The sequence below is a fragment of the uncultured Streptomyces sp. genome (genome assembly GCF_947488945.1).
Lineage (GTDB): Bacteria > Actinomycetota > Actinomycetes > Streptomycetales > Streptomycetaceae > Streptomyces.
Genome location: NZ_CANLBS010000003.1, coordinates 163239 through 175352, shown reverse-complemented (window position 1 = coordinate 175352; position 12114 = coordinate 163239). Strand labels below are relative to the sequence as shown.

The 12114-nt window shown below is 68.2% G+C and carries 9 protein-coding genes; 3 read left to right on the top strand and 6 right to left on the bottom strand.

Annotated elements, in window-relative coordinates:
- Window positions 1-77: 77 nt before the first annotated feature.
- Window positions 78-1520, top strand: coding sequence for a CCA tRNA nucleotidyltransferase (locus Q0994_RS05185; protein ID WP_299529611.1), 1443 nt, complete (start codon window positions 78-80; stop codon window positions 1518-1520).
- Window positions 1521-1641: 121 nt separating this feature from the next.
- Here Q0994_RS05185 and Q0994_RS05180 read toward each other — a convergent pair whose 3' ends face one another.
- The 4 genes from Q0994_RS05180 to Q0994_RS05165 all read right to left on the bottom strand — a co-directional run bounded on the left by Q0994_RS05180 (window position 1642) and on the right by Q0994_RS05165 (window position 5613).
- On the bottom strand, window positions 1642-2943 hold the full coding sequence (locus Q0994_RS05180) for an MFS transporter (protein ID WP_299529609.1): 1302 nt from the start codon (window positions 2941-2943) through the stop codon (window positions 1642-1644).
- A 120-nt stretch (window positions 2944-3063) separates the two neighbouring features.
- Entirely contained in the window at window positions 3064-4146 is a 1083-nt protein-coding gene (locus tag Q0994_RS05175) for an inositol-3-phosphate synthase (protein ID WP_299529607.1), read from the bottom strand.
- 61 nt (window positions 4147-4207) lie between these two features.
- The gene (locus Q0994_RS05170; RefSeq protein ID WP_299529605.1) at window positions 4208-4912 is read right to left on the bottom strand and encodes a PadR family transcriptional regulator; all 705 of its coding nucleotides are present in this window, start codon (window positions 4910-4912) and stop codon (window positions 4208-4210) included.
- A gap of 530 nt (window positions 4913-5442) precedes the next feature.
- Window positions 5443-5613 (bottom strand): hypothetical protein, encoded by a 171-nt coding sequence (locus Q0994_RS05165; protein WP_299529603.1) that lies wholly within the window; start codon window positions 5611-5613, stop codon window positions 5443-5445.
- Window positions 5614-5691: 78 nt separating this feature from the next.
- Between Q0994_RS05165 and Q0994_RS05160 the strand changes: the two genes are divergently transcribed.
- Complete coding sequence (locus tag Q0994_RS05160; RefSeq protein WP_299529601.1) at window positions 5692-8067, top strand: transglycosylase domain-containing protein; 2376 nt, start codon at window positions 5692-5694, stop codon at window positions 8065-8067.
- 104 nt (window positions 8068-8171) lie between these two features.
- Entirely contained in the window at window positions 8172-9680 is a 1509-nt protein-coding gene (locus Q0994_RS05155; RefSeq protein ID WP_299529599.1) for a glycosyltransferase family 87 protein, read from the top strand.
- Window positions 9681-9732: 52 nt separating this feature from the next.
- On the opposite strand, the gene Q0994_RS05150 is transcribed toward Q0994_RS05155, so the two are convergent.
- Together Q0994_RS05150 and Q0994_RS05145 are read right to left on the bottom strand one after the other, a co-directional pair.
- Complete coding sequence (locus Q0994_RS05150) at window positions 9733-10764, bottom strand: alanine racemase (protein ID WP_299529597.1); 1032 nt, start codon at window positions 10762-10764, stop codon at window positions 9733-9735.
- A 109-nt stretch (window positions 10765-10873) separates the two neighbouring features.
- Window positions 10874-11992 carry a peptidoglycan bridge formation glycyltransferase FemA/FemB family protein gene (locus Q0994_RS05145; RefSeq protein ID WP_299529595.1) on the bottom strand — a complete coding sequence of 373 codons (1119 nt, stop codon included), beginning with the start codon at window positions 11990-11992 and terminating at the stop codon, window positions 10874-10876.
- Window positions 11993-12114 lie beyond the last annotated feature (122 nt).

The window sequence follows — 12114 nt, the reverse complement described above, 5'->3', positions numbered from 1 at the left end:
ACATGATCGCCAGAGTCTCGCAGGGCCGGAGGAAACGGTGACGCCCGGGCCGGTGCGGGCACGTACCCTTTTCTGTTGTGCCGAACGCCAACGATGACAACACCAGCGCCCTGAGCCAGGTACAGCACCGAGCGGTCAGCGAACTGCTTCGGGTCTCCCCGGTCGCCGACGACCTCGCCCGCCGCTTCGAGGACGCCGGATTCCGTCTCGCCCTCGTAGGCGGCTCGGTCCGCGACGCCCTGCTCGGCAGGCTCGGGAACGACCTGGACTTCACGACCGACGCGCGGCCGGAGGACGTTCTGAAGATCGTCCGGCCCTGGGCCGACTCGGTCTGGGAGGTCGGGATCGCCTTCGGCACCGTGGGCTGCCAGAAGGACGGCTACCAGATCGAGGTCACCACCTACCGGTCGGAGGCGTACGACAGGACGTCCAGGAAGCCGGAGGTCTCCTACGGCGACTCCATCGAGGAGGACTTGGTCCGCCGCGACTTCACGGTCAACGCGATGGCGGTCGCTCTCCCCCACAAGGGATTCATCGACCCGCACCACGGCCGCGAGGATCTGGCCGCGAAGGTGCTGCGCACCCCCGGAACCGCTCAGGATTCCTTCTCCGACGACCCGCTGCGGATGCTGCGTGCGGCCCGGTTCGCCGCGCAGCTCGACTTCGAGGTGGCGCCCGACGTCGTCGCTGCCATGACCGAGATGGCGGGCCGGATCGAGATCGTCTCTGCCGAGCGGGTGCGGGAGGAGCTCAACAAGCTGCTGCTCTCCGAGCACCCGCGCAAGGGACTGGCGCTGCTGGTGGACACCGGACTGGCCGCGCACGTCCTGCCGGAGCTGCCCGCCCTGCGGTTGGAGAGTGACGAGCATCACCGCCACAAGGACGTCTACGACCACTCCCTGATCGTTCTGGAGCAGGCCATCGGCCTGGAGGAGGACGGTCCGGACCTCGTACTGCGGCTCGCGGCACTTCTCCACGACATCGGCAAGCCGAAGACCCGCCGGTTCGAGAAGGACGGCCGCGTCTCCTTCCACCACCATGAGGTGGTCGGGGCCAAGATGGTCAAGAAGCGGATGGCGGCGCTGAAGTACTCCAACGAGATGGTCAGGGACGTGTCCCGACTGGTGGAGCTGCATCTCCGCTTCCACGGCTACGGAGACGGCGAGTGGACCGACTCGGCGGTGCGCCGGTACGTACGCGATGCAGGGCCCTTGCTGCAGCGACTCCACAAGCTGACCCGCTCGGACTGCACGACCCGGAACAAGCGCAAGGCGAACGCGCTCTCGCGGACGTACGACGAGCTGGAGCGGCGCATCACGCTGCTCCAGGAGCAGGAAGAGCTCGACTCCATCCGTCCGGATCTCGACGGGAACGAGATTATGCAGGTTCTCGGGGTCGGTCCCGGACCGCTGATCGGGAAGGCCTATGCCCACCTGCTGGAGCTGAGGTTGGAGAACGGGCCGATGGAGCGCGAAAGTGCGGTGGCGGCACTCAAGGAGTGGTGGGCCGCGCAGGACTGAACCGACGGCGGCATCTCACGGAGGGGCGGGTCATGTTTCACGTGAAACATGACCCGCCCTTTCGCATGGAGTCGGAGCCGTCGCTGTTTCACGTGAAACATCGCCGTCGGCCAGATGCCGGCTACTCCGCCGCGTGGGGCCGCCTGTCGGGCCGGCTGAATCCCCCAGTGCTTCCGCGGTGACGAAAGAGAGTCGCCGCGACCGCGGCGTAGAGGAGGGCCACGCCGATCACGACGGCGGGGGACCGGCCGTCCGCGGGGAGGACCAGCGCCGAGACACCGGCCGCCGCCACGAAGGCCACATTGAAGAGGACGTCGTAGAGCGAGAAGATCCGGCCGCGGAAGTCGTCGTCCACCGCGGTCTGCACCACGGTGTCCGTCGCGATCTTCGAGCCCTGGGTCACCACGCCGAGAACGAAGGCGACGATCAGCATCGGGATCAGACCGAAGGTGAGCCCCAGAACCGGTTCCAGCACCGCGGCGGTCGCCGCGCAGGCCACCATCCAGCCGTAGCGGCCCAGGCGTTTCACCGCCCAGGGGGTCATCACGGCGGCGACGAAGAATCCGGCGGCGGAGAAGCCGAGCGCGAGTCCGAGCAGAGCCAGACCCTCTGACTCCTCGTCGGTCCAGTAGTACCGGCAGAGCATGAGGACCATGACGGTAAGCGCTCCGTAGCAGAACCGCAGGACCGTCATGCCGATCAGCGCCCTCCCCGCGTCGGGCCGTGCGCGCAGGTGCTGGACGCCTCGGGCGAGTCCGCGGGCGGTCACTCCCAGCGCGGCCGTCAGACGGAGCGAGGAGCCGTTGGTGTCGGGTCCCAGGAGAGCGCGTGGGAGCGTCAGGGACACCAGCGCGGAGAGCAGGTAGAGGAGCGCGCCGAGCAGGACCACGGCGGCGTCCGACTCTCCGGACACCATCCGCACGCCGAGGGCCAGTCCGCCTCCGACCGTCGCGGCGAGCGTACCGGCCGTCGGAGAGAGCGAGTTGGCGACCACCAGATGTTCGTCGTCGACGACCCGGGGCAGCGCCGCCGAGAGACCGGCGAGCACGAAGCGGTTGACGGCCGTGACGCAGAGAGCGGACACGTAGAAGAGCCAGTCCGGCACCGACGCCAGGATGAGGAGAGCCGTACAGCAGGCGAGGACGGCGCGCAGGAGGTTGCCGTGGAGGAAGATCTGGCGGCGGGGCCAGCGGTCCAGGAGCACGCCTGCGAAGGGTCCGACGAGCGAATAGGGCAGGAGGAGGACGGCCATGGCCGACGCGATGGCTCCCGCCGACGCCTGTTTCTCGGGGGAGAAGACGACGTGGGCCGCCAGCGCCACCTGGTAGACGCCGTCGGCGGACTGGGAGAGCAGACGCACGGTGAGCAGGCGCCGGAAGTTCCGAAGCCGCAACAGGAGGCGCAGGGCACGTGCGACAGACATGTGAGCAAGGGTCACATACGCCGAAGGTCCCCGGGGGTTCGACCCGGGGACCTTCGGCGGTGAGCGGGGTGGGAGCGCGGACGCTCCCACCCGGGGAGTCCGTCAGCCGGTCAGGGCTGTTCAGCGCTCGACGTCGCCGGCGATGAACTTCTCGACGTTCTCACGAGCCTCGTCGTCGAAGTACTGCACCGGCGGGGACTTCATGAAGTACGAGGAGGCCGAAAGGATCGGACCACCGATGCCGCGGTCCTTGGCGATCTTGGCGGCGCGGACGGCGTCGATGATGACACCCGCCGAGTTCGGGGAGTCCCACACCTCGAGCTTGTACTCCAGGTTCAGCGGAACGTCGCCGAAGGCGCGACCCTCGAGGCGCACGTACGCCCACTTGCGGTCGTCCAGCCAGGCCACGTAGTCCGACGGGCCGATGTGGACGTTGTCCGCACCGAGGTCGCGGTCACGGATCTGCGAGGTGACGGCCTGCGTCTTCGAGATCTTCTTGGACTCCAGGCGCTCACGCTCGAGCATGTTCTTGAAGTCCATGTTGCCGCCGACGTTCAGCTGCATGGTGCGGTCCAGGACGACGCCCCGGTCCTCGAAGAGCTTCGCCATCACGCGGTGCGTGATGGTGGCGCCCACCTGGGACTTGATGTCGTCGCCGACGATCGGGACACCGGCCTCGGTGAACTTGTCCGCCCACTCCTTGGTGCCGGCGATGAAGACCGGGAGGGCGTTGACGAACGCGACCTTGGCGTCGATGGCGCACTGGGCGTAGAACTTCGCCGCGACCTCGGAGCCGACGGGCAGGTAGCAGACGAGGACGTCGACCTGCTTGTCCTTGAGGGTCTGGACGATGTCGACCGGCGTCTCGGAGGACTCCTCGATCGTCTCGCGGTAGTACTTGCCCAGACCGTCGTGGGTGTGGCCACGCTGGACCGTCACGCCCGTGGACGGGACGTCCGCGATCTTGATGGTGTTGTTCTCGCTCGCGCCGATGGCGTCCGCGAGGTCGAGGCCGACCTTCTTCGCGTCGACGTCGAACGCGGCCACGAACTCCACGTCGCTCACGTGGTACTCGCCGAACTGGACGTGCATCAGACCGGGCACCTTGCCGGCCGGATCGGCGTCCTTGTAGTACTCGACGCCCTGCACCAGCGAGGCGGCGCAGTTGCCCACGCCGACGATGGCTACGCGAACCGAACCCATTCCGGTTGCTCCCTGTTAGTTCTCGGTGTTCCCGACGAAGGACCCGCGGTGTGCGGGACCTTCAGTTGGCGGTGTCGGACGGATCCGGCGGGGAGTCATCCCGGGACCGGGGCAGGCCGCCCGTCTCTTGCGTTGGTTCCTGCTGAGGGGAGTCGTCGGACGAGGACCGTCTCCGGTCCCTGCCCGAGCGCTCGCTCTCGATGAGCTCGTTCAGCCAGCGCACTTCGCGCTCCACGGATTCCATGCCGTGCCGCTGCAGCTCAAGTGTGTAGTCGTCGAGTCGTTCACGGGTGCGGGCGAGTGAGGCACGCATCTTCTCCAGACGCTCCTCCAGCCGGCTACGGCGTCCTTCGAGGACGCGCATCCGCACTTCGCGTTCCGTCTGACCGAAGAAGGCGAAGCGTGCTGCGAAGTGCTCGTCCTCCCAGGCGTCGGGGCCGGTGTGCGAGAGCAACTCCTCGAAGTGCTCCTTACCTTCCGCCGTCAACCGGTAGACGATCTTGGCCCGACGCCCCGCGAGTGAAGACGCGGGAGCGGTCGACCGCCCTGGCCCGGAGGGAAGTTCGGGGGACGCGGCGCCCGGCTCCTCGATCAACCAGCCACTGGTGACCAGCGTCTTGAGGCAGGGATACAGGGTGCCGTAGCTGAAGGCGCGGAAGATGCCCAGCGAGGTGTTGAGCCGTTTCCGCAGCTCGTAACCGTGCATGGGGGACTCGCGAAGCAGACCGAGAACGGCGAATTCGAGGATGCCGGAGCGTCTGCTCACCTTCGCCTCCTCCGTGTTGAGGCACCCAGGGGGTGCTCTGGTGGTCGAACCGCTTCCGAGCTTATGCCGAACTTATGCCGCGCTGATGTATCGACTCGATACATCAGCACGATAGATCGGAAGAAGCACTTCGACAAGACCGGGTCTCGTGAACGGCGTCACATCCTGAATTCCTCAGGAGCGACTTGCGGTGTTTGGGGTGAAGTTCGGCCCTAGGCGGGTTTTGACCGTGCGTAGTCTGTCCGGCATGCAGATCACCGGGAACCGCGCTACGCCGCCGGGCGTCAGACATCGCGGACTGCCGGATGTGCCGCGGAGGGTCCTTCCGCGGGGTTCGTCCGTCATTCGGGGGGACCGGATCTCACCTGCCGCTTCCAGGCGCTCTCGCCTGCCCGAGGAGTAGTCGTTCGATGAGCGAGCACCGTCGCAAAACGCCTCAGTCGTCAGACGGGGGGCGTGCCGCGGCCAGAAGGGCTGCCCAGCAGCCCGCAGGACGTCGCGCAGCACCCTCACGCAGCGTCACTGACACGTCACCTTCCGGCCCGCAGGGCGAGGAGCGCCCGTACGCCGGCCGTGCCGAGGCCCGCAGGGCCGCCCAGCGCGGTGGCCGACGCCGGGGTGCCGAGACGGCCTCGGCCGCCGGCGGCCACGGCGGGGGCGGCGGCCGTCGCAGAGGCGGGGGCGGTGGATCCGACGGTCACGGCCGTGGGGACGGCGGACCGGGCAAGAAGCGGTTCATCGACTATCCGCGGCGCGGCAAGTACGGCTTCCGGCGCTGGGTGCCCTCGTGGAAGCTCGTTTCCGGCCTCTGCCTGGGCTTCCTCGGTCTCATGATGGGTGTCGCCGGAGTCTCCTACGCGCTGGTGCAGCCGCCCAGCGTGAAGGCGGCGGCCAAGGCACAGAACAACGTCTACTACTGGGCCGACGGCACCCAGATGGTCGCCACCGGTGGTGAGGTCAACCGCCAGGAGATCTCCTACGCCCAGATTCCGGAGGCGATGCGCAACGCCGTCATCTCGGCCGAGAACAAGTCCTTCGACGACGACAAGGGCATCGACCCGATGGGCATCGCCCGCGCCTTCTACAACATGGCGACGGGAGGTGAGGTGCAGGGCGGCTCGACCATCACCCAGCAGTTCGTCAAGAACTCCATGCTGACGCAGGAGCAGACGATCAGCCGGAAGTTCAAGGAACTCTTCATCACGCTCAAGGTCGGCACGAGCATGGACAAGGAAGACGTGATGGCCGGCTACCTCAACGTCTCCTACTACGGCCGCGGTGCTTCCGGTCTGCAGGCGGCGGCCCGCACGTACTACAACAAGGACGCCAGCAAGCTCAATCCGAGCGAGTGCGCGTTCCTTGCCACCCTGCTGAAGGGCGCCGGCTACTACGACCCGGCCGGTGTGCCCGAGGTCGACTCGGTGCAGGCGACGGCCGCCAAGAACAAGGAGCGCGCGGAGCGGCGCTGGAAGTGGATCCTCGACGAAGAGGTCAAGGACGGCAGGCTCTCGGCCGCGGAGCGCGCCAAGTACACCGAGTTCCCGATGCCGCAGGCACCGAAGAAGAGCGCCCAGCTCGGAGGCCAGACCGGTTACCTGGTCGATCTGGCCAAGACGTACTTCCTCAACAACAACGACCGGGACATCGACGCCACCAAGCTGGCCCAGGGCGGCTACGAGATCAGGACCACCTTCGACAAGAAGAAGGTGGACGAGCTCACCGCCGCCGTGGACAAGGTCTACAAGGCGAAGATCGACCCCAAGAAGCGTCCTACCAAGGACACTCACGTCCAGTTCGGCGGGGCGTCGATCGACGCGAAGACCGGTGCCATCATCGCGATCTACGGTGGCCAGGACGCCACCAAGCACTACACCAACAACGCGGACGCCACCGGCGCTCAGGTCGGCTCGACCTTCAAACCGTTCGTGCTCGCCGCCGCCATGAAGTACGGAAAGCGCGACCCGGACCTGGGCCCCGAGCAGAGCGGCTCGGAGCGCACCCCGGTCTCACCGAAGAGCGTCTACAACGGTGACAACAAACTGAAGATCAAGGACTACGACGGCCAGATCTGGGAGAACGAGGAGGGGGAGCAGTGGCTGCAGACCAATGACGGCGGCCACGACTACGGAGACATCGACCTGCGGTACGCCATGCAGGAGTCCGCGAACTCCCCGTACGTGCAGCTCGGCATGGACGTCGGCACGGACAAGGTCAAGGACGTGGCCCTGGCGGCCGGTCTGCGGGACGACCAGTTCATGGCCGACTCCCACGTACCTTCGTACTCCATCGGCACCTCGTCCCCCAGTGCCATCCGGATGGCGGGCGCCTACGCCACCTTCGCGACCAGCGGCAAGCAGAACGACCCGTACTCGGTGTCGGAGGTGAAGTACAAGGGCGGCGTGATCTTCTCGCACGAGAAGAAGACGAAGACGGCGTTCGACGCGGACATCGCGGACAACGTCACCGAAGTGCTGCAGAACGTCGTGGAGAAGGGCACCGGAACCCCGGCGCAGCTCGAGGGCCGGGACGTCGCGGGTAAGACGGGTACCACCGACGGCAACCGGTCGGCGTGGTTCGTGGGTTACACCCCGCAGATCTCCACCGCCATCAGCATGTTCCGGCTGGACGACGACGAGAAGAACACCGAACGTGAATTCCTGAAGATGTTCGGCACCGGTGGTGAGGAGAAGATCCACGGTGCCTCGTTCCCGGCCCAGATCTGGCACGACTACATGGCGGGCGCGCTGAAGGGCGTTCCGGCCGTGGAGTTCCCGAAGGCCCAGCCGCTCGGCACGAAGGTCTACGGGGGCGGCGCGAGCCCGAGCCCGAGCCCGACCCCGAGCCCGACGCCTTCTCCCACGCCGTCCATGGAGTCGAAGCCGCCCACGCCGACGCCGACCACCGCGTCGCCCACACCGTCGCCCAGCACCTCCTCGTGCGGAGGATGGGCCTGGGAGACCTGTGGTCCCGACACCGGCGGCACCAGTACCGGCACCGACGAGGGCACCACCGAGGGCACCGACCAGGGCACGACGGACGGTTCCGACGAGGGCGCCACCGACGGATCGAACCAGGGCACCACCAACGGAAGCAACGGCTCCAACGGCAACAGCACCGGAGGCACCACGGGCTGGCTGGGCGGCAGCACCGGATAGCCGCGCGGACCCGCTGACCGAGCCGCCGCACTCCCCCGGAGCGCGGCGGCTCCGTCGTTCCCGGCGGCCCGTCCCACGCCCGCCGCACAGAGCCGTACGGCAGGATGTGCGGCATGCCAAGCGCAGAAGAGACCAGCGTGGATCAGGAGACCGTCGTCCGGCCCACGCGGCAGGACGAGATCGCCGCGGCGGGAAGCGAGCTGATCGGCGGGCCGGTGGGACGGTTCGCACGGCTCGGGGGCGGCCCGCTGACCGCCGTGCGCACCGTCGCGCTGGTCGCCATCGGGGTGTTCGCACTCGGCATGGTGCAGAAGCTCCCCTGCTACAACTGGGCCTGGTTCCGCGGCGCCAGCTCCCAGTACACCCACGCCTGCTACTCCGACATCCCGCACCTCTTCGTCGGCCGCGGCTTCTCGGACGGGCTCGTCCCCTATTTCGACCGCCTCGGCGGCGACATGTCCTATCTCGAGTACCCCGTGCTCACCGGCCTGTTCATGCAGGTGGCCTCCTGGCTGACGCTGACCCCGGACTCCGATCCGATCCAGCAGCGCGAGCAGATGTACTGGCTGGTCAACGCGGGCATGCTGATGATCTGCGCCGTGGTCGTCGCGGTCTGTACGGCCCGCACCCACCGGCGCCGCCCCTGGGACGCGCTGCTGGTCGCCCTCGCGCCGGCCCTCGCCCTCACCGCCACCATCAACTGGGATCTGCTGGCCGTCGCCCTGACCGCGGCCGCGATGCTGATGTGGTCACGCGGCCGTGGGCTCGCCTTCGGCGTTCTGATCGGCCTCGCCACGGCGGCGAAGCTGTATCCGGTACTGCTCCTCGGGCCCTTGCTGGTGCTGTGCTGGCGGGCGGGCAAGTGGCGCGCGTTCCTCATGGCGACGCTGGGAGCGGCGGCGGCCTGGCTCCTGGTCAACCTGCCGGTGATGCTGGCCGCCCCCGAGGGATGGAAGAAGTTCTACACGTTCAGCCAGGAACGCTCGATCGACTTCGGATCCTTCTGGCTCGTCATCACGCAGCGCACCGGCAAGCCCATCGAGGTCGAGACCGTGAACACGGCCTCCGTGCTGCTCATGGTCGTCTTCTGCGCCTGCATCGCGGGCCTGGCCCTGGCCGCGCCCCGCCGTCCCCGCTTCGCCCAGCTCGCGTTCCTCGTGGTGGCTGCGTTCATCCTGACCAACAAGGTGTACTCGCCGCAGTACGTCCTCTGGCTGATCCCGCTGGCCGCCCTGGCCCGGCCGCGCTGGCGCGACTTCCTGATCTGGCAGGCCTGCGAGGTCATGTACTTCCTCGGCATCTGGCAGTACCTCGCCTACACCACCAGTGGCGACAAGCACCAGGGCCTGCCGCAGGACGGCTACCAGCTCGCCATCGTGCTGCACCTGCTGGGCACGCTGTACCTCGTGGCGGTGGTGGTGCGGGACATCGTGATGCCGGAACGGGACGGGGTGCGCACCGACGGGTCGGACGATCCGTCGGGCGGGCCGCTCGACGGCGCTGCCGACGTGTTCGTCCTCGGGAGTTCCGAGCGCCGGGCGCGGTCCCTCGGGACCGAAGCGGTCCGTGGACCACGCGTCGAGTGGGGCGCCGGGAGCACGGTGACGGAATGAGCGGAGGCCGGGACCACGAAGGTCCCGGCCCCGTCGCTGTGCGGTGGACGGCTCAGTTGTCGACGAGCCGGTCGAACTGCGTGGTGGTGTGGCGCAGGTGCGCCACCAGTTCGTCGCCGACCCGAGGCTCCTGCGCGTCGGACGGAACGAACAGGATGGACACCTGCATGTGCGGCGGCTCCGCGAACCAGCGCTGCTTGCCCGCCCAGACGAACGGCGAGAGGTTCCGGTTGACCGTGGCCAGCCCGGCCCGGGCGACCCCCTTGGCACGCGGCATCACGCCGTGCAACGCCTTGGGCGCCTCCAGCCCCACACCGTGCGAGGTGCCGCCGGCGACGACCACCAGCCAGCCGTCGGACGCCGCCCTGCCCTGGCGGTAGCCGAAGCGGTCGCCCTTGACGACGGGGGTGACGTCGAGGACGGATCCCCGGTACTCGGTCGCCTCGTGGTCGCCCAGCCAGAGCCGCGTTCCGACCCGGGCCCGGAAGCGGGTCTGCGGGAACTGCTGGCGCAGCCGGGCCAGTTCCTCGCTCTTGAGGTGACTGACGAACATGGTGTGCAGCGGCAGGCGGGCGGCGCGCAGGCGGTCCATCCAGGCGATGACCTCCTCGACCGCGTCGGAGCCGTCGGTGCGGTCCAGCGGCAGGTGCAGCGCGAAGCCTTCGAGGCGTACGTCCTCGATCGCCGCGTGCAGCAGCCCCAGCTCCTCCTCCTTCACGCCGTGGCGCTTCATCGAGCTCATGCACTCGATGACCACGCGGGCGCCCACGAGCCCGTGCACGCCGTCCACGGAGGACACCGAGCGGACCACCCGGTCGGGCAGCGGCACCGGCTCCTCGCCGCGCCGGAACGGCGTGAGGACCAGCAGGTCCCCGCTGAACCAGTCCTTGATGCGCGCGGCTTCGTAGGTGGTGCCGACGGCCAGCATGTCCGAGCCGAAGCGGATCGCCTCGTCGGCCAGCCGCTCGTGACCGAAGCCGTAGCCGTTGCCCTTGCAGACCGGCACCAGATCGGGGAACTGGTCGATCACGGACTTCTGGTGCGCCCGCCAGCGCGCGGTGTCGACGTAGAGGGAGAGCGCCATGGCCGGCCCGGGACCTTTCTTCGGCTGCGGTGTGTCGGAGGAGTACGGAGCGTGCGGATGGGTCCATTGAAGCGAACGGCGCCGGTGGTCGTCACCCGCGCCCGTCGGCTCAGCGGCGCGACATGTAGATGTCGAGAGCCTTGTGGAGCAGCTTGTTGAGCGGGAAGTCCCACTCGCCGACGTATTCGACGGCTTCCCCGCCCGTGCCCACCTTGAACTGGATCAGACCGAAGAGGTGGTCGGTCTCGTCGAGGGAGTCGCTGATGCCGCGCAGGTCGTAGACGGTGGCACCCATGGCGTACGCGTCGCGGAGCATGCGCCACTGCATGGCGTTCGACGGCCTGACCTCGCGGCCGATGTTGTCGGAGGCGCCGTAGGAGTACCAGACGTGGCCGCCGACGACGAGCATGGTCGCCGCGGACAGGTTGACGCCGTTGTGCCGGGCGAAGTAGAGCCGCATGCGATTGGGGTCCTCGGCGTTGAGGACGGTCCACATGCGCTGGAAGTACGAGAGCGGGCGCGGCCGGAAGTGGTCGCGGACGGCGGTGATCTCGTAGAGCCGCTGCCACTCGGCGAGGTCCTCGTAGCTGCCCTGGACGACCTCCACACCGGCCTTGTCGGCCTTCTTGATGTTGCGGCGCCAGAGCTGGTTGAAGCCCTTGAGCACGTCCTCGAGGGAGCGGTTGGCGAGCGGGACCTGGAACACGTACCGCGGCTGCACGTCGCCGAAGCCGGCGCCGCCGTCCTCGCCCTGCTGCCAGCCCATCTTGCGCAGGCGGTCCGAGACCTCGAAGGCGCGCGGCTCGATGTGGGTCGCCTCGACGTCCCGCAGGCGCTTCACGTCGGGGTCCTGGATGCCGGACTTGATGGCCGCGGAGTCCCAGCGGCGGATGACCACAGGCGGGCCCATCTTCACGGAGAAGGCGCCCTGCTGCTTGAGGTGGGCGAGCATCGGCTGCAGCCACTCGTCCAGGTTCGGGGCGTACCAGTTGATGACCGGGCCCTCGGGCAGGTAGGCGAGGTACCGCTTGATCTTGGGAAGCTGGCGGTACAGCACGAGACCGGCGCCGACGATCTGACCGTTCTTGTCGAACCAGCCCAGATTCTCCGAGCGCCATTCGGTCTTCACCTCGGCCCATGCGGGGACCTGGCAGTGACTGGCCGACGGCAGACTCTGGATGTACGCCAGATGCTGCTCGCGGCTGATGGTCCTCAGGGTCAGGCTCATGCGGGGCGCTCCTCGGCAGGTGTGTCCCCATCGGTCAGGGGCTCCGGCTCTCGCGCCGAAGCCTACTGTGACCGGCGGGCGGGCGACCGGGCCCGTACGGCACCTGGCCCCCGGGGACTCCT

Excerpts from the sequence above, each read along its gene's own strand:
- Q0994_RS05180 (WP_299529609.1), bottom strand. The coding sequence starts at position 2,943 with ATGTCTGTCGCACGTGCCCTGCGCCTCCTGTTGCGGCTTCGGAACTTC.
- Q0994_RS05175 (WP_299529607.1), bottom strand. The coding sequence starts at position 4,146 with ATGGGTTCGGTTCGCGTAGCCATCGTCGGCGTGGGCAACTGCGCCGCC.
- Q0994_RS05155 (WP_299529599.1), top strand. The coding sequence starts at position 8,172 with ATGTGCGGCATGCCAAGCGCAGAAGAGACCAGCGTGGATCAGGAGACC.
- Q0994_RS05150 (WP_299529597.1), bottom strand. The coding sequence starts at position 10,764 with ATGGCGCTCTCCCTCTACGTCGACACCGCGCGCTGGCGGGCGCACCAG.
- Q0994_RS05145 (WP_299529595.1), bottom strand. The coding sequence starts at position 11,992 with ATGAGCCTGACCCTGAGGACCATCAGCCGCGAGCAGCATCTGGCGTAC.